The sequence below is a fragment of the Streptomyces sp. NPDC097981 genome, from assembly GCF_040302565.1.
Lineage (GTDB): Bacteria > Actinomycetota > Actinomycetes > Streptomycetales > Streptomycetaceae > Streptomyces.
In genome coordinates this window covers 39,953-64,260 of sequence record NZ_JBEORW010000023.1, presented here as the reverse complement: position 1 = coordinate 64,260, position 24,308 = coordinate 39,953, and the positions used below count along the sequence as shown (strand labels likewise).

At 72.0% G+C, this 24,308-nt stretch carries 24 protein-coding genes; 16 read left to right on the top strand and 8 right to left on the bottom strand.

Translation table 11 applies throughout. From position 1 onward, the window contains the following. The first annotated feature begins 56 nt into the window (after nt 1-56). Both ABTY04_RS22445 and ABTY04_RS22440 read left to right on the top strand, forming a co-directional pair. Nucleotides 57-332, top strand: coding sequence for an SDR family NAD(P)-dependent oxidoreductase (locus tag ABTY04_RS22445; protein WP_502996697.1), 276 nt, complete (start codon nt 57-59; stop codon nt 330-332). A 7-nt stretch (nt 333-339) separates the two neighbouring features. Next, a complete protein-coding gene (locus tag ABTY04_RS22440) occupies nt 340-1,956 on the top strand; it encodes a GMC oxidoreductase (protein WP_352215139.1) in 1,617 nt (538 codons plus the stop codon). 14 nt (nt 1,957-1,970) lie between these two features. On the opposite strand, the gene ABTY04_RS22435 is transcribed toward ABTY04_RS22440, so the two are convergent. Continuing rightward, nucleotides 1,971-3,767, bottom strand: a complete 1,797-nt coding sequence (locus ABTY04_RS22435) for an AMP-dependent synthetase/ligase (RefSeq protein WP_352215138.1) — start codon at nt 3,765-3,767, stop codon at nt 1,971-1,973. A gap of 228 nt (nt 3,768-3,995) precedes the next feature. Between ABTY04_RS22435 and ABTY04_RS22430 the strand changes: the two genes are divergently transcribed. The 6 genes from ABTY04_RS22430 (at nt 3,996) to ABTY04_RS22405 (ending at nt 9,067) form a co-directional block, all read left to right on the top strand. Beyond that, nucleotides 3,996-4,778, top strand: coding sequence for a metallophosphoesterase family protein (locus tag ABTY04_RS22430; RefSeq protein ID WP_352215137.1), 783 nt, complete (start codon nt 3,996-3,998; stop codon nt 4,776-4,778). Between the two features lie 79 nt (nt 4,779-4,857). Continuing rightward, on the top strand, nt 4,858-5,298 hold the full coding sequence (locus ABTY04_RS22425; RefSeq protein ID WP_352215136.1) for an SRPBCC family protein: 441 nt from the start codon (nt 4,858-4,860) through the stop codon (nt 5,296-5,298). A gap of 174 nt (nt 5,299-5,472) precedes the next feature. Then, entirely contained in the window at nt 5,473-6,699 is a 1,227-nt protein-coding gene (locus tag ABTY04_RS22420; RefSeq protein ID WP_352215135.1) for an ArsA family ATPase, read from the top strand. A 76-nt stretch (nt 6,700-6,775) separates the two neighbouring features. Then, nucleotides 6,776-7,249: a DUF5304 domain-containing protein gene (locus ABTY04_RS22415; RefSeq protein WP_352215134.1), complete on the top strand. Its 474-nt coding sequence runs from the start codon at nt 6,776-6,778 to the stop codon at nt 7,247-7,249. A 61-nt stretch (nt 7,250-7,310) separates the two neighbouring features. Beyond that, nucleotides 7,311-8,252: an ROK family glucokinase gene (locus ABTY04_RS22410; protein ID WP_352215133.1), complete on the top strand. Its 942-nt coding sequence runs from the start codon at nt 7,311-7,313 to the stop codon at nt 8,250-8,252. A gap of 59 nt (nt 8,253-8,311) precedes the next feature. After that, nucleotides 8,312-9,067 carry an endonuclease/exonuclease/phosphatase family protein gene (locus ABTY04_RS22405; protein ID WP_502996694.1) on the top strand — a complete coding sequence of 252 codons (756 nt, stop codon included), beginning with the start codon at nt 8,312-8,314 and terminating at the stop codon, nt 9,065-9,067. A gap of 95 nt (nt 9,068-9,162) precedes the next feature. On the opposite strand, the gene ABTY04_RS22400 is transcribed toward ABTY04_RS22405, so the two are convergent. Together ABTY04_RS22400 and ABTY04_RS22395 are read right to left on the bottom strand one after the other, a co-directional pair. Beyond that, complete coding sequence (locus ABTY04_RS22400; protein WP_352215131.1) at nt 9,163-9,768, bottom strand: hypothetical protein; 606 nt, start codon at nt 9,766-9,768, stop codon at nt 9,163-9,165. Further along, nucleotides 9,761-10,543, bottom strand: a complete 783-nt coding sequence (locus tag ABTY04_RS22395) for an alpha/beta hydrolase (protein WP_352215199.1) — start codon at nt 10,541-10,543, stop codon at nt 9,761-9,763. Before ABTY04_RS22395 ends, ABTY04_RS22400 begins: the two co-directional genes overlap by 8 nt. 319 nt (nt 10,544-10,862) lie before the next feature. Here ABTY04_RS22395 and ABTY04_RS22390 point away from each other — a divergent pair, with 319 nt between their 5' ends. The 5 genes from ABTY04_RS22390 (at nt 10,863) to ABTY04_RS22370 (ending at nt 15,229) form a co-directional block, all read left to right on the top strand. Beyond that, entirely contained in the window at nt 10,863-11,606 is a 744-nt protein-coding gene (locus ABTY04_RS22390; protein WP_352215198.1) for a lysophospholipid acyltransferase family protein, read from the top strand. Nucleotides 11,607-11,648: 42 nt separating this feature from the next. Then, nucleotides 11,649-12,860 carry a MacS family sensor histidine kinase gene (gene macS / locus ABTY04_RS22385; RefSeq protein WP_352215130.1) on the top strand — a complete coding sequence of 404 codons (1,212 nt, stop codon included), beginning with the start codon at nt 11,649-11,651 and terminating at the stop codon, nt 12,858-12,860. 32 nt (nt 12,861-12,892) lie between these two features. Beyond that, nucleotides 12,893-13,537: a response regulator gene (locus ABTY04_RS22380; protein WP_352215197.1), complete on the top strand. Its 645-nt coding sequence runs from the start codon at nt 12,893-12,895 to the stop codon at nt 13,535-13,537. A gap of 174 nt (nt 13,538-13,711) precedes the next feature. Continuing rightward, nucleotides 13,712-14,740, top strand: coding sequence for a 6-phosphofructokinase (locus tag ABTY04_RS22375; protein WP_352215129.1), 1,029 nt, complete (start codon nt 13,712-13,714; stop codon nt 14,738-14,740). A gap of 147 nt (nt 14,741-14,887) precedes the next feature. Continuing rightward, on the top strand, nt 14,888-15,229 hold the full coding sequence (locus ABTY04_RS22370; protein WP_352215128.1) for a hypothetical protein: 342 nt from the start codon (nt 14,888-14,890) through the stop codon (nt 15,227-15,229). A gap of 87 nt (nt 15,230-15,316) precedes the next feature. Here the strand turns inward: ABTY04_RS22370 and ABTY04_RS22365 are convergent, their stop codons facing one another. Continuing rightward, entirely contained in the window at nt 15,317-17,278 is a 1,962-nt protein-coding gene (locus ABTY04_RS22365) for an anthranilate synthase family protein (RefSeq protein WP_352215127.1), read from the bottom strand. A gap of 288 nt (nt 17,279-17,566) precedes the next feature. Here ABTY04_RS22365 and ABTY04_RS22360 point away from each other — a divergent pair, with 288 nt between their 5' ends. Beyond that, entirely contained in the window at nt 17,567-18,931 is a 1,365-nt protein-coding gene (locus ABTY04_RS22360) for a class II 3-deoxy-7-phosphoheptulonate synthase (protein ID WP_502996693.1), read from the top strand. 170 nt (nt 18,932-19,101) lie between these two features. Beyond that, nucleotides 19,102-19,341, top strand: coding sequence for a (2Fe-2S)-binding protein (locus ABTY04_RS22355; protein WP_352215125.1), 240 nt, complete (start codon nt 19,102-19,104; stop codon nt 19,339-19,341). Nucleotides 19,342-19,358: 17 nt separating this feature from the next. Here the strand turns inward: ABTY04_RS22355 and bfr are convergent, their stop codons facing one another. Continuing rightward, entirely contained in the window at nt 19,359-19,838 is a 480-nt protein-coding gene (gene bfr, locus ABTY04_RS22350) for a bacterioferritin (protein WP_352215124.1), read from the bottom strand. A 221-nt stretch (nt 19,839-20,059) separates the two neighbouring features. Here bfr and ABTY04_RS22345 point away from each other — a divergent pair, with 221 nt between their 5' ends. Further along, nucleotides 20,060-20,692, top strand: a complete 633-nt coding sequence (locus ABTY04_RS22345) for a sulfite oxidase-like oxidoreductase (RefSeq protein WP_352215123.1) — start codon at nt 20,060-20,062, stop codon at nt 20,690-20,692. 14 nt (nt 20,693-20,706) lie between these two features. Here ABTY04_RS22345 and ABTY04_RS22340 read toward each other — a convergent pair whose 3' ends face one another. The 3 genes from ABTY04_RS22340 to pknB form a co-directional block, all read right to left on the bottom strand. Next, nucleotides 20,707-21,228: a DUF4396 domain-containing protein gene (locus ABTY04_RS22340; protein WP_352215122.1), complete on the bottom strand. Its 522-nt coding sequence runs from the start codon at nt 21,226-21,228 to the stop codon at nt 20,707-20,709. A gap of 78 nt (nt 21,229-21,306) precedes the next feature. Further along, complete coding sequence (locus tag ABTY04_RS22335) at nt 21,307-22,164, bottom strand: deoxyribonuclease IV (RefSeq protein WP_502996696.1); 858 nt, start codon at nt 22,162-22,164, stop codon at nt 21,307-21,309. A gap of 18 nt (nt 22,165-22,182) precedes the next feature. Further along, entirely contained in the window at nt 22,183-24,099 is a 1,917-nt protein-coding gene (gene pknB / locus ABTY04_RS22330) for a Stk1 family PASTA domain-containing Ser/Thr kinase (RefSeq protein ID WP_352215120.1), read from the bottom strand. Between the last annotated feature and the right edge of the window lie 209 nt (nt 24,100-24,308).

The window sequence follows — 24,308 nt, the reverse complement described above, 5'->3', positions numbered from 1 at the left end:
GCCGCCGTGCCGTACCCGGCGAGCGCCGCCGGGGACGGGCCCGCCAGGTCTCCGGCATCGTCAACGTGGCCTCCGTGGCGGGTCGGCTCGCCTTCGCGGGCAGTGCCGCGTGCTGCGCCACCAAGTTCGGCGTGGTCGCGTTCAGCGAGGCGCTGCGCCAGGAGCCGGCGCGGCAGCACGTACGGGTCTCCCCGGTCGGACCCGGCAGTGTGGACACCGAGCTGCGCGAGCACAACGCCGGGGCCGGGGCCGGTGACCATCCGCCACACCTGACTGTTCCTTGGAAGTCTGTCAATACCGGCTCTGGGTGGACGGCTGGATTCCGCCCATGATGCGGCCATGACATCTCAGCTGACGCGCCGTCACTTCCTGGGCATCGGCGCCCTCCAGACCGCCGCGGCCCTCGGCTTCACCCGCATCGGGCTCCAGTCGGCGGCGGCCGCCGAACCCCCCGCCGCGCAGTACGCCCCCGCCATCGTCGTGGGCTCCGGTTACGGCTCGGCCGTCGCCGCCCTCCGGCTCGGGCAGGCCGGCGTACGGACCGTCGTCCTCGAAATGGGCCGGCTGTGGAACACCCCCGGTCCGGACGGCAAGGTCTTCCCCTCCACCTCGGCGCCCGACCAGCGCTCCATGTGGTTCCGCACCCGCACCGAGGCCCCGCTCGCCCAGTTCCTCTGGCTCGACGTCGTCAACCGGGACATCAGCCCCTACCCCGGCGTCCTCGACCGCGTGAACTACGGCGACATGTCCGTGTACGTGGGACGCGGCGTCGGCGGCGGATCCCTCGTCAACGGCGGCATGGCGCCGACCCCGCGCCGGTCCTACTTCTCGGAGGTGCTGCCCAGGGTCGACGCCGACGAGATGTACGGCACGTACTACCCGCGGGCCCGCGCCATGCTCGGGGTGGGCGACATCGACCCGGCCTGGTTCGAGTCGACGGAGTGGTACCGCTTCGCCCGGATCTCCCGCAAGCACGCCCAGAACACCGGCCTGAAGACGACCTTCGTGCCCAACGTGTACGACTTCTCGTACATGCAGCGCGAGGCCGCCGGAACCGCCACCCGCTCCGCTCTCGCCGGCGAGGTCATCTACGGCAACAACCACGGCAAGAAGAGCGTCGACAAGACCTACCTCGCGGCCGCGATCGGCACGGGCAACGTCACCATCGAGACCATGCAGCGCGTCGTCGGCGTACGCCCGGACCCGGCCGGCGGCTACGTGCTCACGGTGCAGACGAGCGACGTGACGGGGAAGGTCACCCAGGTCAGGGAGCTCGGCTGCAAACAGCTCTTCCTCGGCGCCGGCAGCCTCGGCACCACCGAGATCCTGCTCCGCGCCCGCGAGCGGGGCACCCTGCCCGCGCTCAGCGAGAAGGTCGGGCTCGGCTGGGGCCACAACGGCAACGTGATGACCGCCCGTGCCAACCACCTGTGGGACACGGTCGGCTGCAACCAGGCCACCATGCCCGCCCTCGGCATCGACGACTGGGACAACACCGCCAACCCGGTGTTCGCCGAGATCGCCCCGCTGCCGATGGGCTTCGAGCACTGGATCTCGATGTACCTGGCCATCACCAGGAATCCGGAGCGCGGGTACTTCACGTACGACGCCGCGAGCGACTCGGCCCGGCTCAACTGGCGGCGGGACCAGAACACCCCGTCCGTCCAGGCCGCCAAGAACCTCTTCGACCGGATCAACCGCGCCAACTTCACGATCTACCGGTACGACCTGTTCGGCGACAACAAGAACTTCGCCGACAACTTCACGTACCACCCGCTCGGCGGCTGTGTCCTGGGCGACGCGACCGACGACCACGGCCGCGCCAAGGGCTACCAGGGGCTGTACGTCGTCGACGGCTCCCTGATCCCGGGCTCGCTCGGGGTGAACCCGTTCGTCACCATCACCGCGCTCGCCGAGCGGAACATGGCGCGGATCCTCGCCGAGGACCCGCGCTAGGCCGTAGTCCGGCCTCAGCCCCGGTAAAGAGCCTCGATCTCGTCCGCGAAGTCCTTCGCCACCACGTTGCGCTTCAGCTTCAGCGACGGCGTGATGTGACCCGACTCCTCCGTGAACTGGGAGGGCAGAATGCGGAATTTCCGCACCGATTCCGCCTTGGAAACCGCCGCGTTGCCGTCGTCCACGGCCTTCTGGACGGCGGCGATGAGGTCCGCGTCCTCGCGCAGCTCCGCCGCCGTGACCCCGGCCGGCTTGCCGTTCTCGGCGGCCCAGCGGCCCAGGAACTCCTCGTCGATCGTCACCAGCGCGGCCACGAACGGCCTCGCGTCGCCGACCACCATGCACTCCGCGACCAGGGCGTGCGCCCGGATGCGGTCCTCGATCACCGCGGGTGCGACGTTCTTGCCGCCCGCCGTGACGATGAGCTCCTTCTTGCGTCCGGTGATCGCGAGGTAGCCGTCCTCGTCGAGGGTGCCGACGTCGCCGGTGTGGAACCAGCCGTCGGTCAGCGCCTCCGCGGTCGCCGTCTCGTTGTTCCAGTACTCCTTGAAGATGTGCTCGCCGTGCAGCAGCACCTCGCCGTCGTCGGCGATGCGCACCACCGAGCCCGGCAGCGGCTGGCCGACCGTACCGATCTTCGTACGGTCCCACGGGTTGAAGGCCGTGGCCGCGCACGACTCCGTCAGGCCGTAGCCCTCCAGGACCGTGAAGCCGATGCCGCGGAAGAAGTGGCCGAGCCGCTCGCCCAGCGGGGCCCCGCCGGAGATCGCGTACTCGCCGCGCCCGCCGAGGACCGTGTGCAGCTTGCTGTAGACCAGCTTGGAGAACAGCTTGTGCTTCAGCTTCAGGCCGAAGGACGGGCCGCCCGGGTTGTCCAGGGCACGGCTGTAGGCGATGGCCGTCTCGGCCGCCGCGTCGAAGATCTTGCCCTTGCCCTCGGCCTGGGCCTTGGCGCGCGCCGAGTTGTAGACCTTCTCGAAGACGCGCGGCACGCCGAGGATCAGCGTGGGGCGGAACGACTGGAGCTCGTCGGTGAGGTTCTTGATGTCCGGTACGCAGCCCAGGCGGATCGGCGCCAGCACGGCCGCCACCTCCACCAGGCGCCCGAAGACGTGCGCGGCCGGCAGGAAGAGCAGCACGGAGCACTCGCCGGTGCGGAACAGGGGGCTCAGGCGCTCCACCACGTTGCCGCACTCGGCGAAGAAGTTGCGGTGCGTCAGCACGCAGCCCTTGGGGCGGCCGGTGGTGCCCGAGGTGTAGACGATGGTGGCCGGGTCGTCGGCGTTCGCCAGCGAGCTGCGCCGGTCGACCTCGGCGTCGGTGACGTCCGCACCGGCGGCCTTCAGCGTCTCCAGCGCGCCCTGCTCGATCTCCCAGACCTCGCGCAGCTCCGGCAGCCGGTCGCGCAGTGAGGCCACGGCCGCGCTGTGCCCCGGGCTCTCGACGACGACGGCGACCGCGCCGGAGTCGCCGAGGATCCACTGGATCTGCTCGGGCGAGCTGGTCTCGTACACGGGGACGGTGACGCCGCCCGCGCTCCAGATCGCGAAGTCGAAGAGCACCCACTCGTAGCGGGTGCGGGAGATCAGCGCGACGCGGTCGCCGGGCTGCACGCCGGCCGCGATCAGGCCCTTGGCGGCGGCGCGCACCTCGGCGAGGAACTCGGTCGCCGACACGTCCTGCCACCGGCCGTCGACCTTGCGGCCCATGACGGCGGTGTCGGGATGCTGCGCGGCATTGCGGCGGATGAGATCCGTCAGGTTCCCGTCCGACGGGACCTCGTACAGGGCCGGAAGGCTGAACTCGCGCAAGACTGCTGCTCCTCTGGGCGCCATCGCCACCATGTGGACCGACCGGACGTTACCCACCGGTAGTGGATCCGGATAGAGGGAACCGGCCAGATGTTCCGTGCGTCACACGGCGCGGCCGTGCCCTGCCGACAGTAGTCGACCCCCTCGACGACGCGGAAGTAACCGCAGGTAGGCCGCCTGTGACACCCCCTCTACCCGCGCCCCCCGGTCCCCCCTAGGGTTGACGCCATGGGTGGCAGGAAAAGCAGTACGCGGGTCCATGTAGTCAGCGACGTCCACGGCAACGCCGAGGGTCTCGCCCGGGCCGGGGACGGCGCCGACGCGCTGATCTGCCTCGGCGACCTCGTGCTCTTCCTCGATTACGCCGACCACTCGCGCGGCATCTTCCCCGACCTGTTCGGCGTGGAGAACGCCGACCGGATCGTGGAGCTGCGCACCGCGCGCCGCTTCGAGGAGGCCCGCGACTTCGGGCGGCGGCTGTGGGCCGGGCTGGACCGGGAACGGATGATCGAGGGCGCGGTCCGCCGCCAGTACGCCGAGATGTTCGCCGCGTTCCCGCATCCCACGTACGCCACCTACGGCAATGTCGACATCCCGGGTCTGTGGCACGAGTACGCCGGCCCCGGAACCACCGTCCTCGACGGGCAGCGGGTGGAGATCGCCGGCCGCGTCTTCGGCTTCGTCGGCGGCGGCCTGCCCTCCCCGATGCGCACCCCGTACGAGGTCGACGAGGAGGAGTACGCGGCCAAGGTCGAGGCGCTCGGCGAGGTGGACGTGCTCTGCTCGCACATCCCGCCGGAGGTGCCGGAGCTGTGCTACGACACGGTCGCCCGCCGCTTCGAGAGGGGCAGCGAGGCGCTCCTCGCCGCGATCCGGCGGACCCGCCCCCGGTACGCGCTGTTCGGGCACGTACACCAGCCGCTGGCCCGGCGGATGCGGATCGGCGGCACGGAATGCGTGAATGTGGGGCACTTCGCCGCCACCGGCAGGCCCTGGGCCCTGGAGTGGTGACCTCCGCACGCACGGTAGCCTGCACGCGGCGGCCGTAGGCCGCACACTTCCTCGAACACTCCCTGGAGGGGCGACCGCGATGGCGGAACACACCAGCTCGAGCATCACGATCGAGGCGGCGCCGGCCGACGTCATGGCCGTGATCGCCGACTTCGCCCGCTACCCCGAGTGGACCGGCGAGGTGAAGGAGGCCGAGGTGCTGGCCACCGACGCCGAGGGCCGCGCTTCGATGGTCCGGCTGCTGCTCGACGCCGGCGCGATCAAGGACGACCACACCCTCGCCTACACCTGGAAGGGCGCGGACGAGGTCAGCTGGACCCTGGACAAGTCGCAGATGCTGCGCCAGCTCGACGGCTCCTACCGGCTCGCCCCGCTCGACGGCGGCAAGCGCACCGAGGTCACCTACCAGCTGACCGTCGACGTAAAGATCCCGATGCTCGGCATGATCAAGCGCAAGGCGGAGAAGGTCATCATCGACCGGGCCTTGGCGGGCCTGAAGAAGCGCGTCGAATCGGCCTGACACATCCAGCCTCGCCGGAACCGTCCGGAGCCGCCGGGGCGATCCAGCCCCGTCGGCGTTTGATGCGTGGGGTCCCCCGGACGGAGTCCGGGGGAGGGTCCGGGGCAGAGCCCCGGATCCGGGCGGAGCCCGGCTCTGCGCAGCCACAGGCCCACGACCCGGAGCACCTGCACCATGCACACACTTCTGATCACCGGCCCCGGCGGGGCCGGCCGGACCACCGTGGCCGCCGCCACCGCCCTCGCCGCCGCACGGACCGGGCAGCGGGTCCTGCTGCTCTCCGGCGACCCCGGGGATCCCCTGGCCGCACTGGTCGGGGAGCCCACGGGGGAGCCCGTGCAGGCCGCGCCCGGGCTGACGGCCGTACCCGCCGCCGGGGTCCTCGTGGCCCGCGTGGACTCCGGCGAGGAGTTCCGCGAGGAGCTCGTCGCCCTCCAGGAGCGCGGATCCGCCCTGCTCGGCATGGTCGGGGCCCGGCCGCTCGGGGCCGAGGAGCTCACCGAGCTGCCCGGCGCCGAGCAGTTCGCCCTGCTGCGCGCCCTGCGCAGGGCCGCCGCCGCGCCCGGCACCGACCTCGTCGTCGTCGACATGCCCCCGCTCCACCAAGCCGTGGCCACCCTCGCCCTTCCCGCCCAGCTGCGCCGCTACCTGGCCCGGCTGCTCCCGGCCGAGCGGCAGGCGGCCCGCGCCCTGCGGCCCGTACTGGCCCAGCTGGCCGGCGTGCCCATGCCCGCGCAGTGGGTCTACGAGGCCGCCGCGCGCTGGGACGAGGAGCTCGCCGCCGTCCAGGCCGTCGTGGAGGCCGGCACCACCTCGCTGCGCCTGGTCGCCGAGCCCGGACCGGGCGCCGACGCCGCACTGCGGACCGGACTGCTCGGCCTCGCCCTCGAACAGTTCCCGGTCGGCGACGTCGTCGCCAACCGGATGGTGCCGCAGGGCTCGCCCGACCCCTGGCTGGCCGGGCTCGCCGCCCAGCAGGAGAAGTACGCCGCCCAGTGGGCCGGGGCCGAGTTGACCGAAGACATGCCCGTGCTCCCGCTGGGCCACCTCGGACGGGACCCGGTGGGGCCGGAGGACATGGCCCGGCTCACCGGGGCGGAAGGGCTCGTTCCGGAGGTCTCCGGGGAGACGGCCCGGACCCGCCGGCCGTGGCCCGTGGAGGACCGCCTCGCCGAGGACGGGGTACTCGTCTGGGTGGTGCCGCTGCCCGGCGCGCACAAGCGGGACCTCGACCTGATCCGGCGCGGCGACGAGCTGCTGCTCGCCGCGGGCCCGTACCGAAGGATCGTTTCGTTGCCCTCGGCGCTGCGCCGCTGCACCGTCTCCGGCGCCGCCCTCGCCGACGGGCAGCTCCGCATCCGCTTCACGCCGGACCCGGGACTCTGGCCCCGCAGGCCCTGAACCGCGTACCCCCGTTCGGGTAACGTCGGAGGTAGTACGTACCGCACGCCCAGCAGCTGCCGCAGGAGAGTCCGCCATGAGCGAGGCCACCGACCGTCCCACCGACGACGACGCCTGGGCCAAGGCCTGCGCCGAGGACCTCGCAGCGGAGCAGGAGCGCCGCCGCGCCCGGCACGGAGGCACCGGCGACGGCACCGGAACCGCCGCCGAGGAGCTGTTCAAGCTCTTCGAGGCCGTCGCCGACAAGGTCTCCGGGCTGAACAACCCGCTGCTCGGCGCCGCAGCCCAGGGCGCGGTACGCCAGTTCGTCAACCAGGCGAAGGCCGCCGCCAAGCCCGTCGTCGAGCGCAACCCCGAGGTCTTCGACCACCTCGCGGCCGCCGGCTCCGAGCTCCTCGCCGCGTACCGCTCGGCCGTCGAGGGCCACGAGCGCCGCTGGACCCGGGACGAGCCCGCGCCCGGCGGGCCGTCGGAGCGCCCCTCCGGCGACCGGTCGGACCCCCGTGACGAGGGCGGGAGCGGCCCGACGCAGCGGATCGATCTCGACTGAGACCCTGCTCCCCTCGGGTACGGTTGGCGGTGGCGGGGTTTGACCGGAAACCGAGGGACTAATGGGACTCACCATCGGCGTCGACATCGGCGGCACGAAGATCGCGGCCGGCGTGGTCGACGAAGAGGGCACCATCCTTGACACGTACAAGGTGCCCACCCCGCCGACCGCGGACGGAGTGACGGAGGCGATCTGCGCCGCAGTGTCCGAAGTCAGCAGCAGCCACACCATCGAGGCCGTCGGCATCGGCGCCGCCGGATACGTGGACGACAAGCGCGCGACCGTGCTCTTCGCGCCGAACATCAAGTGGCGGCACGAGCCGCTCAAGGACAAGGTCGAGCAGCGCATCGGCCTGCCCGTCGTCGTCGAGAACGACGCGAACTGCGCGGCCTGGGGCGAGTACCGCTTCGGCGCCGGCCAGGGCCACGAGGACGTCATCTGCATCACGCTCGGCACCGGCCTGGGCGGCGGCATCATCATCGGCAACAAGCTTCGGCGCGGACGCTTCGGCGTGGCCGCCGAGTTCGGGCACATCCGGGTGGTGCCGGACGGCCTGCTGTGCGGGTGCGGGAGCCAGGGCTGCTGGGAGCAGTACGCCTCCGGCCGTGCGCTCGTCCGGTACGCGAAGCAGCGCGCCAACGCCACCCCCGAGAACGCGGCGATCCTCCTCGCGCTCGGCGACGGCACCGCCGAGGGCATCGAGGGCAAGCACATCAGCGAGGCCGCGCGGGCCGGTGACCTGGTGGCCATCGACGCCTTCCGCGAGCTGGCCCGCTGGGCGGGCGCCGGACTCGCGGACCTGGCCTCGCTCTTCGACCCGTCGGCGTTCATCGTCGGCGGCGGGGTCTCGGACGAGGGCGACCTGGTCCTCGACCCGATCCGCAAGTCCTTCAAGCGCTGGCTGGTCGGCGGCGCCTGGCGCCCGCACGCGCAGGTGCTGGCCGCGCAGCTCGGCGGCAAGGCCGGGCTCGTCGGCGCGGCGGACCTCGCCCGCCAGGGCTGAAGCCGTTCGTTCGCCGGACTGCCCGCCGCGCCCTCTGGGGCACGGCGGGCAGTCTGGCTATGTTGCCGCGTATGCTGCCGAACTCTGCGACGGAACCCGACGGTTCCGCGGTGATCCGCGCCCTCAGCTACAACATCCGCTCGATGCGGGACGACGAGGAGGCGCTGGCCCGGGTCATCCGCGCGTGCGCTCCCGACCTGGTCTTCATCCAGGAGGCTCCCCGGTTCTTCCGCTGGCGCAAGCACGCGGCCCGGCTGGCCGCGAAGACGGACCTGGTGGTGCTGAGCGGCGGCGCGACCGCCGCCGGCCCCCTGCTGCTGTGCTCCCTGCGCGCCTTCGTGGAGCGGACCGAGGACGTACTGCTCCCGCTGACCCCGGGCCTGCACCGGCGCGGGTTCGCCACGGCGGTCGTCCGGTTCGGGGCCGCGCGGGTGGCCGTGCTGAGCGCGCACCTGTCGCTGGACGGGGCGGAACGCCGGGCGCAGGCGGACCTGCTCCTGCAGCGCCTCACGTCCATGGACGCCCCCCACGCCATCGCGGCGGGAGACATCAACGAGACGCCGTCGGGCCCGGCGTTCCGCCGCCTCTCCGCCACCCTCCAGGACTGCTGGACGGTGTCCCCCCGGGGCGGCGAGCACACCTTCGTGCGCTCGGGCCCGCCCAGGCGGATCGACGCGATCTTCGCGACGCGGGGTGTGGAGGTCCTGACCTGCGGTGTCCCTGCAGCCCTGCCGGGCATCACGGAGGCGGACCTCCAGGCGGCCACGGACCATCTCCCGGTCCTGGCCACTCTCCGCCTCCCGGCCACCTCCTAGGCCCTGCGGCGTCCGGGGCCGGGGAGCGGCCGGGGCCGGGAGGGAGCCGATCCGGCCCCGGTGTCGTGCCGGTGCGGGACCGCAGCCCGCACCGGCTACACCACCGCGCCGCGGCCCGGGTCGTCGTCCTCGTCGTCGCCCTGTGACATCCGCGCCACCAGCGTGGCGAACCCGCCCAGGAAGCCGCCGATGCCCAGCGTCGTGAGCCACCAGGTCATGTCCCACTGCAGCAGCACGGCCACGAGCAGCAGCACCGGCCCGCCCACAACCGCCAGCCACGCGAACTTGGCCGTCGTGTCCGCAGGCGGGAGCTCCGGCTCCGGGGGGACGAAGTGGCCCTCGTCCTTCTCGTCCGGCTCCGCCGGCGAGTGGTCCCGGGGCCCGGTCCCGAGGCCGGTGGCGCCCGTGCCCACGCCCGGGGCGAACACCACCGAGCTGCCCAGCGCGGGCGCCGGGGGCTCCTCGTCCGCCGGCGGCTCCGCAGGCTCCTTCGCAGGCGGCTTCGGCCCGGACTCCGCCGCCGGCTCCGCGGCCGGCGGCTCCACGTCCTCCTCGGGCAGCATCAGGTTCTCGATCGGCCGGAACGGCCTCGCCCCCGGCGGATCCGGCGGCTCCTGCCCGTAACCGGCGACGATCGCCGCCCAGGCCGCCTCCTCGTCCAGCGGGGGGACACCCCCCGGGGACTCCTCGTGCTCAGCCACCGCTGGCCGCCCCCTCCCTGCCGACGCTCTCCGCGAGCCGCCCGACGAACGCATAACTGTCCGCGAAGATCTGCTCCGCGTCATGGTCCAACGTCGCGACGTGGTAGCTCTGTTCCAGCAGCGTCTCGGTGACGTCCGTCGACGAGATCCGCGCGAGGACCCGCGCCGAGTCGGCCGGCGGTACGACATGGTCCTGCCGGCTGTGCAGCAGCAGCACCGGCTGCGTCACCTGCGGAAGCTCCGTGTCCAGCAGCCGCAGGAACTGCCGCAGGGAGTACGCGGCCCGGGTCGGGACCCGGTCGTAGCCCACCTCTGCGACGCCCGGCTTCGCGATGTCGCTCGCGATGCCCGGGGTGGACCGGATGAAGTGCTGCACCACCGGGAGCGCGAAGGCCCGCGGGTCGTGCACCTTGTTGGCCGGGTTGACCAGGACGATGCCGCTGACGGCGTCCCCGTGCCGGGCCGCCAGCCGCAGGGCCAGGGCCCCGCCCATCGACAGCCCGAAGACGAACACCTGCGTGCACCGCTCCAGCAGCTCCCGCAGGGCCCGGTCCACCTCCGCGTACCAGTCCTGCCAGCCGGTGAGCTGCATGTCCTGCCAGCGCGTCCCGTGCCCGGGCAGCAGCGGCACGGAGACCGTCAGACCCCGCCCGGCCAGGTACTCCGCCCACGGGCGCATGGACTGAGCGGTACTGGTGAAGCCGTGGCAGAGGAGGACACCGACCTCTCCGCCCTCGTGGCGGAACGGCTCGGCTCCAGGGAGGACGGGCACCAGGGTCTCCTTCGACGGGTGGGGGGAGCGTAGCGCTGTGTGACTTCACCGTACGCGACAGGGGTGACACCGACCAGGGTCGTCGGCCGCTCCGGCCCGAGCCGGCTGCCGGTTGTGCGCTCCGGCTCCTGGAACCGGAGTTCCCCGTTCATATACGTGACCCCGTCATGAAAGCGAACACGGCGACCCGGCTCGTCCAACACCGTCCGGGACGAGCGCAGAGAGCGAGAATGGGTCCATGACTCGTTCCCGCTCACTGAATGGGAGCGGTTAAGGTCTGTTCGACAGACACAGGAAGGCTTTCGAGTTGATCTACGGCGCAATGAAGTTCTCCATCGGGGGTTCCCTGAAGCTCGCCTTCAGGCCGTGGGTGGAGGGCCTCGAGAACATTCCCGCCGAGGGGCCGGCGATCCTCGCGAGCAACCACCTGTCCTTCTCCGACTCCTTCTTCCTGCCGGCCGTGCTCGACCGGAAGGTCACCTTCATCGCGAAGGCGGAGTACTTCACCTCCCCGGGCGTCAAGGGCAAGCTGACCGCTGCCTTCTTCAAGGGCGTCGGCCAGCTCCCGGTGGACCGCTCCGGTGCGCGCGGCGCGGGCGAGGCCGCGATCAGGAGCGGCATCGAGGTCATCGAGCGCGGGGAGCTGTTCGGTATCTACCCCGAGGGGACGCGTTCACCCGACGGCCGCCTCTACCGCGGCAAGCCCGGCGGCCTGGCCCGCGTGGCCCTGGCCACCGGTGCGCCGGTGATCCCCGTGGCGATGATCGACACGGAGAAGATCCAGCCGCCCGGCAAGGTCGTCCCGAAGCTGATGCGCCCGGGCATCCGCATCGGCAAGCCGCTGGACTTCAGCCGCTACCACGGCATGGACAGCGACCGCTTCATCCTGCGCTCGGTGACCGACGAGGTCATGTACGAGATCATGAAGCTGTCCGGCCAGGAGTACGTCGACATCTACGCGACCGCCGCCAAGCGGCAGATCGCCGACGCCGAGAAGGCCGAGAAGGCCGCCAGGGCCGCCGCGGACAAGAGCGCGGACAAGAGCGCCGACAAGACCGCGGAGTAGGCGGAGCAGAACGGGCGGTACCGCCCGCACGGGGTGGGGGAGATGGCGAAACGCGAGCGTGTCGTGCGCATGTCGGTCGAGCAGCCGCTGTGGCGGGCGCTGACCGCCTACCGGCTGATCACCATGGTCTACGCGACCCTGCTGTTCGCCTCGGCGTACAAGGACTTCGACCGCCCCTGGGCCGCAGCCGGCTATCTCGTCGTGCTCGCCGTCTGGACCCTGGCCACCCGCCGCAAGGTGGCGAACGCCGCCGGCTGCACCAAGCGGTTCCTCGGCGCCGACCTCACCGTCGCCCTCGTCGGGATCCTGCTCACCCCGCTCGCGGACACCCACGAGCGGATCGCGGCGGGCGGTCCCACCCTCCCCACCATCTGGACGGCCGGCTCCGTCCTCGCCTTCGCCCTCAAGGGCGGCTGGCGCTGGGCCTGCTTCGCCTCCACCTTCGTGGCCGTGGCCAACATCATCGTCCACGGCGGCGACCCCACCCGCGACACCCTGCACAACGTGCTGCTGGTCTGGGTCGCCTCCATCGCCATCGGGTACGTCGTCGAGGTCGCCCGGGCCAGTGAGGCCACCCTGGCCCGCGCCCTGGAGATCGAGGCGGCCACCCGCGAACGCGAGCGCCTCGCCCGCGACATCCACGACGGGGTCCTCCAGGTCCTCGCCATGGTCCAGCGGCGCGGCACCGAGCTGGGCGGAGAGGCCGCCGAGCTCGGCCGGATGGCCGGGGAGCAGGAGGTGGCGCTGCGCACCCTGGTCTCCAGCGGGCTGCTGCCCGCCTCCCGGATCTCCCGCGACGAGTCGCTCGGCGCGCTGGTGGACGCGTACGAGGAGGAGGCCGGCGCCGACGACGAGGGCGAGCTGGATCTGCGGACCCTCCTCGCCCCGCACGCCGGATCCCGGGTCAGCTTCGCCGAGCCGGGAGCGCCGGTGCTGCTGCCGGTGCCCGCGGCGAAGGAGCTGGCCGCCGCCGTCGGGGCCGCCCTAGACAATGTGCGGAGGCACGCCGGGGAGGGGGCCAAGGCCTGGATCCTGGTCGAGGACTGGGGCGACGAGGTGATCGTGACCGTCCGCGACGACGGCCCGGGCATCCCGGCGGGCCGGCTCGACCAGGCCGAGGGAGAGGGCCGGATGGGCGTGGCCCTGTCCATCCGCGGCCGGCTGCGCGACCTCGGCGGCAGCGCCGAGCTGGTGTCCGTCCCCGGACAGGGCACCGAAGTGGAACTGAAAGTACCGAGGGGGAGAACCCAGTGACCGAGCCGAACGACCTCCGCGAGATCAAGGTGATGGTCGTCGACGACCACCCGATGTGGCGGGACGCGGTCGCCCGCGACCTGGCCGCCGCGGGGTTCGACGTGGTCGCCACGGCCGGCGACGGCCCCGAGGCGGTCCGCCGGGCCGCGCCCGCCGCCCCCCACGTCCTGGTCCTCGACCTCAACCTGCCGGGCATGCCCGGGGTGCAGGTCTGCAAGGAGCTCGTCGGCGCCAACCCCGCCCTGCGCGTCCTGGTCCTTTCCGCCAGCGGTGAGCACGCCGACGTCCTGGAGGCGGTGAAGTCCGGCGCGACCGGCTACCTGCTGAAGTCCGCGGGCGCCCAGGAGCTGATCGACGCGGTCCGCCGCACCGCGGCCGGCGACCCGGTGTTCACCCCGGGCCTGGCCGGGCTGGTGCTCGGCGAGTACCGGCGCCTGGCCACGGACCCGGCACCCGCCGCCCCCGACGAGCCGAAGGCCCCGCAACTGACCGACCGGGAGACCGAGGTGCTGCGGCTGGTGGCCAAGGGGCTCTCGTACAAGCAGATCGCGGAGCGCCTCGTCATCTCGCACCGCACGGTGCAGAACCACGTGCAGAACACCCTGGGCAAGCTCCAGTTGCACAACCGGGTGGAGCTCGTCCGGTACGCGATAGAGCGCGGTCTCGACGACGCGTAACGCGCGCAAGCGGTGCCGTACGTCGTACTTACGTCTTCGTCCGAGTGAACGAGGGTACGCAACGCCTCGTAATTCCACCGGAATTGACCCTTCCCAGGCCCTTGCTGTGACCTGGGTCACCACTAGCGTGACCGTCGTGCGGGCCCGGCGGGCCCTGTGGCGAAGGGAGATTCCATGAAGGTCGGAGTGCTGACGGGCGGCGGCGACTGCCCCGGTCTCAACGCGGTCATCCGGGCCGTCGTCCGCAAGGGCGTCCAGGAGTACGGGTGCGACTTCATCGGGTTCAAGGACGGCTGGCGCGGCGCGGTCGAGGGGGACGGCGTCCCGCTCGGCATCTCCGCCGTCCGCGGCATCCTGCCGCGCGGCGGCACCATCCTCGGCTCCTCGCGGACCAACCCGTTCAAGCAGGAGAACGGCGTCCGGCAGATCAGGGAGAACCTCGCCAAGTACGAGGTCGAGGCCCTCGTCGCGATCGGCGGCGAGGACACCCTGGGCGTGGCCGCCAGGCTGTACGGGGAGTACGGCATCCCGTGCGTCGGCGTCCCGAAGACCATCGACAACGACCTGTCGGCCACGGACTACACGTTCGGCTTCGACACGGCGGTGGGCATCGCCACGGAGGCGATCGACCGGCTGCACACCACCGCCGAATCGCACATGCGGGTGCTGGTCGTCGAGGTGATGGGCCGGCACGCCGGCTGGATCGCCCTGCACTCGGGGCTGGCGGGCGGCGCCAACGTCATCCTCATCCCGGAACAGCGCTTCGACCTGGACCAGGTGTGCGCGTGGGTGACCTCCCGGTTCAAGGCGAGCTACGCACCGATCGTGGTGGTCGCCGAGGGAGCCATGCCCAAGGACGGGGAGATGGTGCTGAAGGACGCCACCACCGACTCGTTCGGGCACGTCCGGCTGTCGGGCGTGGGGGAGTGGCTGGCCAAGGAGATCGAGGCGCGGACGGGCAAGGAGGCCCGGACCACGGTGCTCGGGCACATCCAGCGCGGTGGCACGCCGAGCGCGTTCGACCGGTGGCTGGCGACGCGCTTCGGACTGCACGCGATCGACGCCGTGCACGACGGTGACTTCGGGAAGATGGTCGCGCTGAAGGGGACCGACATCGTGCGGGTGCCGATCGCCGATGCGACGGCGAAGCTGAAGACCGTGGACCCGGCGCTGTACCGGGAGGTCGGGGTCTTCTTCGGCTAGCCGGGCCGGGCGCGTACACGGACCGTGGGTCGCAAGGGCCATGAGGTGACCGACGGCCCATGGTCCGATTCTTCCGTGCAACACGGGAGTGAACGTGGAAATCCCGGCCATGGGCGCGGCGGCGGCCCATCGTCTAGCTTTGGCCGCGTGAACATACCCGTGGCGGCCCGCTGGGCGCTGCTCGCGCTCGCCCTCCTCCAGTTCCTCCTCGCCGTGCGCGCCCTGTCCCGGGCGCGCCGGGCCGGCCCGGGACAGCGGACCGGTCCGTTGCTGGACGCGGCCGACCACGGGATCGGCGTGGTGCTGGCCACGGCCCTCGCATTCCCCCACGGGACCCTCGCCTTCGGCGCCATGATCCTGCTCGGGCCGGTCATCGTCTGGAAGGGCGTACGCGACGTCCGGGCCCGCCGCGAGGCCAAGGCCGGAACCGGAGCGGCCGGGCCCGCCGCCGGCGACTGCGGCCCGGCGGCGGGCCGGCCGGGCGTGTGAGCCGAGGCCGCACCCGCGCGGGGCCCCCGTCCCGGCCCGGCGTCGCGGTGCGGCCCGGAGCCCCGGAGCGGCCGTGGCCCGCGCCGGCTAGACCGTGGCGGACACCACTGCGGCCAGGAGCTCGCGCAGCAGGTCCGCGCCGCGGAGGGTGAGGACCGATTCCGGGTGGAACTGGACTCCCGCGAAGCCGCCGGCGGCCGAGCGCAGGGCGTGGACCTCGGCCGTCACCGGGTCGCGGGACACCTCCACCCCCGACAGGGCGAGCCGGCCGGCGAGCTCGTCGGGGCAGTGCGCCGTGTACGTGTTGTAGAAGCCCACCACCTCCGGCGTGCCGAAGAAGTCGATCCGCGTCTGCGCCCCCTGCGCCGGCTCCGCCTTGCGGATCAGCGGCAGGCCCAGTTCCGCGGCCAGCAGCTCGTGGCCGAGGCAGACGCCCAGGATCCCGGACCGGTGCCCCGCCAGCAGCTCCGCCGCCAGCCCGCGCAGCATCCGCATCTTCGGGTCGGCGGCGTCCGCCGGGTTCCCCGGCCCCGGACCCAGGACGACCGGGCCGGTCCAGGCCAGGGCCGTCTCCCGCAGCCCGGGATCGTCGTAGCGGCGTACCGTCACCTCCAGCCCCGTCACCCGCAGCACATGGGCCAGCATCGCCGTGAAGGTGTCCTCGCCGTCCACCACCAGGGCATGGCCGGTCACCGGGGCGCGCCGCTCCTGCATCCGGAGCCAGAACGGCGCCAGGTCCCGGCGGCGGGCCGCGAGGGCCTCCTGCACCCGGGGGTCGCGGGCCAGGCCCGGTGCGGCCTCCGGCCCGGGCCGCGGGGCCGCGGGGCGGACCCCCAGCGCCGCCAGCACCCCGGCCGCCTTCGCGTGGGTCTCCGCCACCTCGCCCGCCGGCTCCGAGTGCCGGACCAGCGTGGCGCCCACCGGCACCCGCAGCGCGCCGTCCGCGGAGATGTCCGCCGTCCGGATCAGGATCGGGGAGTCCAGCGTCTGCGCGCCGGCGGAGTCGACGCCCAGGAGCGCCAGCGCCCCCGCGTAGTAGCCGCGGCCGCCCGTCTCGTACCGCTCGATCACCCGGCAGGCGTTCTGCACGGGAGAGCCGGTCACCGTCGCCGCGAACATGGTTTCGCGCAGCACCTCCCGCACGTCCAGTGAGGACCGGCCGCGCAGCTCGTACTCGGTGTGCGCGAGGTGTGCCATCTCCTTGAGCCGCGGTCCGACGACTACCCCGCCCATGTCGCCGACGGTGCACATCATCTTGAGTTCCTCGTCCACCACCATGGACAGCTCCTCGGTCTCCTTGCGGTCGCCGAGGAAGGCGAGGAGGGACTCGGCCGTCGGGCCCCCGGCCGGATAGCGGTACGTCCCGCTGATCGGGTTCATCACCACCGTCCCGCCCGCCCGCCTCCCACCGCCACCCTCAGCCGAGGGCGCTTCGCGCCCGCCCCTCCCGTTCGACATCCGCACGTGCACCTCGGGGCTGGCCCCGACCAGCGTGCGGTCCCCGGTGTGGACGACGTACGTCCAGTACGCACCCCGCTCGCCCAGCAGCAGCCGCCGGAACAGCGCGAGCGCGTCGGCCCGGCCGAAGCCGTCGATCCGGCCCTCGTAGGTGCGGCGGATGACGAAGTTCGCGCCCTCGCCGCGGCCGATCTCGTCCCGGATCACGCGCTCGACGGTGGCCGCGTACTCCTCGTCGGGCACGTCGAAGCCGCCGTCCTCGACCCGCACCGGGTGGTCCGGCAGCACGGCCAGCGCCTCCGCGAGGGGGACCTCGTACGCCTCCTCGGCGGCCAGCACGCTCAGCGGCGTCCCGTCGTCGCGTACGTCGAACCCGCGCTCCCGGATCTGCCGGAACGGCACGAGCGCGAGGGTGGGGAGCTCTTTGACGGGCAGCTCGGCGAGGCGCTCGGCCTCGTGGACCGCGCCGATCAGCACCTCGACCGTGTCGTGGTCGCGGCCGGGGGTCCGGCGGCGCAGCAGGGCGAACGGCGGGCGGGAGTCGTCGAGCAGGGCGAGCAGTCGGCTGGGCTGCGTGCGGCTGGGTTCCATGGGCGGCGTCCTTCTCCGTGGGCGTGGTGAAGAGGAGCGGCCGGGCCCGGAAAGCACCGAAGGCCGCCCCTCGGGCGGCCTTCGCGTCGTGCGTGTCAGTGGGTACGCGCGAGAAGTGGGCCGCCGGGAGCGGGCCACCACCAGTTCTGGTTCGAGTGCGCGTACATGCCGCCGACGATAGCCCACCCGCTGCCGGAGCCGAAGCTTCCGACCCGGCGGAAGTGATCCACAGAGACACCCGTCTCACGGAGTGGGCACCGGGCTGGACGTGGCGCAAGACGCCGTAATGTGTACGAGGTGACCGTGAACGCTGAAACCCAAGCCCCCGCCGCCAAGGCGACCTGGCGAGACCTTCCCGCGGCGCAGCAGCCTTCGTACCCCGATGCCGAGGCACTGCGCGCTGTCGTCGCGGACCTCGAGTCGTATCCTCCGCTCGTTTTCGCGGGCGAGTGCGACCAGCTGCGCGCCCGTCTGGGAGCCGTCGCCAAGGGCGAGGCGTTCCTGCTGCAGGGCGGCGACTGTGCCGAGGCCTTCGACGCCGTGTCCGCCGACCACATCCGCGCCAAGCTGAAGACGCTGCTCCAGATGAGTGCCGTCCTGACGTACGCGGCCTCCGTGCCCGTCGTCAAGGTCGGCCGCATCGCGGGCCAGTACTCCAAGCCGCGCTCCAAGGACACCGAGACCCGCGACGGCGTCACCCTGCCGACCTACCGCGGCGACTCCGTCAACGGCTTCGCCTTCACCGAAGAGGCCCGGATCCCGGACCCCGAGCGGCTGAAGCGCATGTACCACGCGTCCGCGTCGACGCTGAACCTGGTGCGCGCCTTCACCACCGGCGGTTACGCCGACCTGCGTCAGGTGCACGCCTGGAACCAGGACTTCGTGAAGTCCTCCCCGTCCGGGCAGCGCTACGAGCAGCTCGCGCGGGAGATCGACAACGCGCTGAACTTCATGAAGGCGTGCGGCACCGACCCGGCCGAGTTCAAGGCCGTCGAGTTCTACTCCTCGCACGAGGCGCTGCTGCTCGACTACGAAGGCGCGCTGACCCGCACCGACTCGCGGACCGGCAAGCTGTACGACACCTCCGGCCACATGGTCTGGATCGGTGAGCGCACCCGCCAGCTGGACCACGCGCACATCGAGTTCTGCTCGCAGATCGCCAACCCGATCGGCATCAAGCTCGGCCCGACCACCACGGTGGACGAGGCGCTCACGTACATCGACCGCCTGGACCCCGAGCGCGAGCCGGGCAGGCTGACCTTCGTCGTCCGTATGGGCGCCGACAAGGTCCGCGACAAGCTCCCCGAGCTCGTCGAGAAGGTCACGGCCTCGGGTGCGACCGTCGCCTGGGTCACCGACCCGATGCACGGCAACACCTTCGAGGCGGCCTCCGGCCACAAGACGCGCCGTTTCGACGACGTGCTCGACGAGGTCAAGGGCTTCTTCGAGGTCCACAAGGCCCTGGGTACCCACCCGGGCGGCATCCACGTCGAGCTCACCGGTGACGACGTCACCGAGTGCGTGGGCGGCGGCGACGAGATCTTCGTCGACGACCTGCACCAGCGCTACGAGACGGCTTGCGACCCGCGGCTCAACCGCAGCCAGTCCCTGGACCTGGCTTTCCTGGTCGCCGAGATGTACCGCGACCAGTAAGCGCCGATTTCCTGCGCAGGCAGGAACGGGAGTGGGGCACGGATCGATGTGATCCGTGCCCCACTCCCGTTCCGGGGCTTTTAGGCAAGCCTCACTTTGGGTACGGTTAGGTAAGCCTCACCGAATAGGGGATGGCTGCAGAGACCATTCCTCTCAGGGAGGTGAACCGCGTGTACGTCTGCTCTTGCTTCGGCATCACCGACAAGCAGGTCCAGGACCACGCGGCCGCCGGGGCCTGCACACCCCGCCAGATCGCCTCGGTCACGAAGGCCGGCACCGACTGCGGCTCCTGCGTGCGCACCATCCAGGGCATCCTGGGCCGCGGTGCCTGCCCGCGCCGGGAGCTGCTGGAGAAGGGCAACTCGGCCGCCGTGCTGGCCGCCGCCCCGGAGCTCGCGGACGCCGCGTAAGGCCCCGGTCGTACGGATCAGCTTTCCGGCTGTTCGATCAGCTGCGCGATGTAGAGCGGCTCCCCGATGCCGTCGATGAGCTCCAGCTGGGTGTCGAGGTAGTCGATGTGGTGCTCCTCGTCCGCCAGGATGTCCTCGAAGAGGCGCGCCGAGGTCACGTCGCCCTTGCCGCGCATCACCTCGATCCCGCGCTTGAGCCGGTCGATGGCCTCGACCTCGACCTGCCGGTCCGCCTGGAACATCTCCGTCAGGGTCTGGCCGACCCGTACGTGGAAGAGGCGCTGGTAGTTCGGCAGCCCGTCCAGCATGAGGATGCGCTCGGTGAGCTGGTCCGCGTGCTTCATCTCGTCGATGGACTCGGCCCGGGTGTAGTTCGCGAGCTTGGTCCAACCCTTGTTGTCCTGGATCCGGTAGTGGAGCCAGTACTGGTTGATCGCCGTGAGCTCGCCGGTCAACTGCTCGTTCAGAAACTCGAGGACCTCGGGGTCGCCCTGCATCGCAGAGGCTCCTTCCAGGCAGTGTCAGCTACGTGACGGGGCTGGGGGTACCTCCCAGCCGTGGCTGGGGGAGTGCGCGCATCCTTGCACCGCCGCCGGGGGCCGTCCAGTAAGCGCCTCCTTAGTGCGAGTTGCCTGGAGTTGCATGGAGTTGCCGTGACTTGCCCGTATCGAGGCATACCTGGTCGTGACCACCCCGCCACGTCTGTCACCATGGAGTCATGGGTCAGCCGGAAAGCCGGGAATCTCCGGGAGCAGAGCAGCTGGAGCTTCCCCCGGGGCAGCGGTTGCAGCGAGGCTGGCCGGTCACCCACTACGGTCCGGTCCCCAGGTTCAAGCCGGACCGCTGGGAGTTCCGCGTGTTCGGGGCCACCGCCGACGGCGGGACGCACAGCTGGAACCACGAGGAGTTCACGGCCCTGCCGTTCGAGTCGGTCGTGGCGGACCTGCACTGCGTGACGAAGTTCAGCATGCCGGGCGCCGAATGGGGCGGAGTCCTCGCCCGCGACATCCTCGCCCTGGCGCCGCCGTCGCCGCAGGTCACGCATGTGATGGTGTGGGCCGAGTACGGCTTCAGCTCCAATCTGCGGCTGGCCGACTTCACCTCCGACCGGACCGTCTTCGCCACCCACGAGGGCGGTGAACTGCTCACCGCCGAGCACGGTTTCCCGGTGCGGCTCGTGGTTCCGCACCTGTACGCGTGGAAGGGCCCGAAGTGGGTCCGCGGCATCGAGTACATGACCGCCGACCGCCGGGGCTTCTGGGAGGAGCGCGGCTACCACAACATCGGCGACCCCTGGCGCGAGCAGCGCTACTCGTACCAGGAGGAGCCGGGGGACGGCCCCGAGCTGTAGACCGGGGCCCGCCCTCAGTGGTGGTACCGGTGGACGACCGCGTGGCCCTTGCCGCGGCCGATCAGCCACTTGTTCACCGGGGTCGTGACGACGAAGGCGAGTGCGAGCGAGATCGCCAGCACGATCCAGAACAGCGCCTCCGAGAGGTGCGCGTCCATCGCGCCCGGCCAGAGCGCGATCACGCCGTTGTCGATCAGTTCCATGACGGTGATCGAAAGGGTGTCCGCGGCCAATGCCACCCGTACGGCCGCACGCAGGTCCACGCCCGCGGCGAGGATCCCGCGCAGGGTGAGCGCGTAGCCGAAGAAGAACGCCAGGACGATCGCCAGGATCATCGTGGGAACGTTTCCCCAGCCCAGCGCCGTGCCGATGATCATGCCGAGCACCTCGCCGACGGCGCATCCGGTGAGGCAGTGGAGCGTGGCCCGGGCGGCCGTCGCCCAGCTCGCCCTGCCGTGGCCGGCGTGGTCGCCGTGCCCGCCGACGTGGTGCTGGTGGTGCGTGTGGCGCTCGTCGTGCGCGTGTGCGTGCTCCATCGGAACCCCCTGGGAACGCCGGACAACGGTCCTGCGTACAGCAGAACCGTATACCCCCCATGGGTATTCCTCAATGGATCAGCGGAACGCGCGGAGCTCCTTCAGCAGTGCCACGTCCGCCGCGTGCCCTTCCTTGCCGCCCGGCGTCTCGATGATCAGCGGGACGCCTTCCATCGCGGGGTGCGCGAACAGCTCGGCGAAAGCCTCGCGGCCGATGTGGCCCTGCCCGATGTTGGCGTGGCGGTCCTTGTGGGCGCCCACGCCCTCCTTCGAGTCGTTGGCGTGGATCAGCCTCAGCCGTCCCTCGCCCACCGTGTCCACCAGCAGGTCCAGCGTCTGCTTGGTCCCGCCCGGCTCCGCCAGATCGTGCCCGGCGGCGAAGACGTGGCACGTGTCCAGGCAGATCCCGAGCTTCGGATGGTGGTCGAGCGCCTCGAAGTACGGACCGAAGTCCCAGGTCCGCGAGCACAGCGAGGAACCCTGCCCGGCCGTGGACTCCAGCAGCAGGAACGGGTCGTCGTCGTGCACCAGCTCGTCCAGCAGCGGCAGCATGAACTCCCTGACCTGCGCGTACGCCGCCTCGCGCGGGCGCCCTCCGGTTGCCGAGCCCGTGTGGACGACCACGCCGAGCGCGCCGATCTCCCGGCCGCGGCGCAGCGAGTGCCGCAGCGACTCCACCGACTTCTCGACCGTCGCCTCGGTGTGCGAGCCGAAGTTGATCAGGTACGGGGCGTGCACGTACGCCGGGATCGACGAGGCCGCGCACTGCGCCCGGAACAGCTCGTCCTGCGCCGGGTTCCCGACCGGGGTGGCCCAGCCGCGCGGATTGGCCACGAAGACCTGGACGGCCTCCGCACCCATCTCCCGCGCGTACGTCAGCCCCACCGAGGCGAGTCCGCCGGCGACGGGGACGTGCCCGCCCACCGGATTGCGCATGGCCTGGTCCATCTGCCGCTACAGCCCCTTGGTCCGCACGACGATCGTGCTGCCCTCGGGGGCGCTCTGGCCGCCCGGCACCGACTGGGCGTCCACCGTGTTGCTGAAGGAGAGGAACGGACGCTCCACCTTCACCTTGAAACCGGCCGCCTCCAGAGTCTTGCGGGCCACGTCCGCCTCCAGGCCGGCCACGTTCGGCACCGGGACCTGCCGGGGGCCCTTGGACACGGTGAGCGTCACCGTGTCGCCGGTCGCGGCCTGGGAGCCGGCGCCGATCGACTGGTTGGCGACCGTACCGGCCTGGAACTGCGAGTTGACCTGTTCGGCGGCCGTCTCGACCTTGAAGCCGAGGTCCTGGAGGGCGGCCCGCGCCTGGTCGAGAGGCCGTCCGGCCACGTTCGGCACCAGCACCGGCCGGCCCTTGCTGACCACGAGCGCGACCGCCGTGTCGGGCGAGCGCTGCTGCCCGCCCGGCGGGTTGGTCTCGATCACCGAGCCCTGCGGGACGTCCTGGCTGAACGCCTGCGTGACCAGGCCGGGCGCCAGGTTGCTCTTCGCCAGCTCGGCCTTCGCGTCCTCCAGCGACTTGCCCTTCACATCCGGCACGATGGCGACCTCGGGGCCGCGCGAGACGGTGAGCACCACCGCGCCGTTGCCGCGGATGCGCTTGCCGCTCGCGGGGTCGGAGTTCATCACCGTCCCGCGGTCGAAGGAGTCGCTGAACTTCCGGTCGATCCGCTTCACGCCGAGGCCGGCCGCGGACAGCTCGGACCTGGCCTGCTCCTCGGTCTTCCCGAGCAGGTTGGGGACCTTCGTGAACTGGCCGGAGTTGATGTACCAGACCCCGGTGCCGAGACCGAGGACGAGCAGCACCCCGACGACGACGAGCAGGACGCCGCGCCGCGGTCTGCGCCGGGCCGGCGGCGCGGCCTCGGCCGACGGGGCCGGCGGGCGGTCCGGGAGGTCCAGCCGGGACGTGAGGTTCACGGGCGGCTGCTCCCCGGCAGGCCGCGGGATGACGCTGGTGCGGTCCTCGGCGGCGCTCCGCTCCTCGGCACGCGCCTGCGGGGGCACGGCGTCCAGCTCGGCGTCGCCGAGCCGCGAGCGGGCGTCGAGGGTCAGCCCGAGCAGGGCGGCGGCGTCGGAGGGGCGCAGCTCCAGATCGCGGGCGGTGGCGTACGCGACGAGCTCGTCCAGGCCGGCGGGCAGCCCCGGGACGGCGGCCGACGGCGGCGGCACGTCCTCGTGGAGGTGCCGGTAGAGCACCTGGGCGGCGGTGCCGCCGGTGTGCGGCTTGGAGCCGGTGAGCATCTCGTACAGGACGACACCGCAGGCGTAGACGTCCACGCGGGTGTCGCCCGTGCCGCTCTCGATCTGCTCGGGGGCGAGGTAGGAGACGGTGCCGAGGACCGGGCCGGTCGTGCTGGTCACCGAGTCGACGGACCGGACCAGCCCGAAGTCCGCCACCTTGACCCGGCCGTCGTCGCCGATCAGGACGTTCTCGGGCTTCATGTCGCGGTGCACGAACCCGGCCCGGTGGGCGGCTCCGAGCGCGGCCAGGACGGGTTCGAGGATGTCGAGGGCCGCACGGGGCCGGAGCGCGCCGCGCTCGCGGAGCACGTCGCGCAGCGTGCAGCCCGACACGTACTCCATGGCGAGGTACGTGTACGGCCCGTCGGTGCCCTGGTCGAAGACGGCGACGACGTTGGGGTGCGCGAGGCGGGCGATCGACTTGGCCTCGCGGATGAACCGGTCGACGAAACCGCCGTCGGCGGCGAGCGCCGGGTGCATCACCTTCAGCGCGAGCACGCGGTCGAGGCGGGTGTCGACGGCCCGGTAGACCGTGGCCATGCCACCGGCCGCGATGCGGGCGTCGACGCGGTAGCGGCCGTCGAGTGTCTGCCCGACGAGGGGGTCTTCCAGGGTCGTATCCACCCGGCGATTCTACGAGCGCGGCCCGGACTCCCGTCCCGGGTGGTGACGGTTGCAGCGCAGCTGTGACGTCCGGGCTCCCCTTTTGCTGCTCCGCCGGCTGCGGGGGTGCCGCTGTGCGGGGCTTGCTCCCGGCCCCGCCCTTCTCCCGTTCACCAGGGCATTCCCCGGACCCGTGCCGGTGCGGCGCCGGTGCGGGGGCCGGCCCCCGC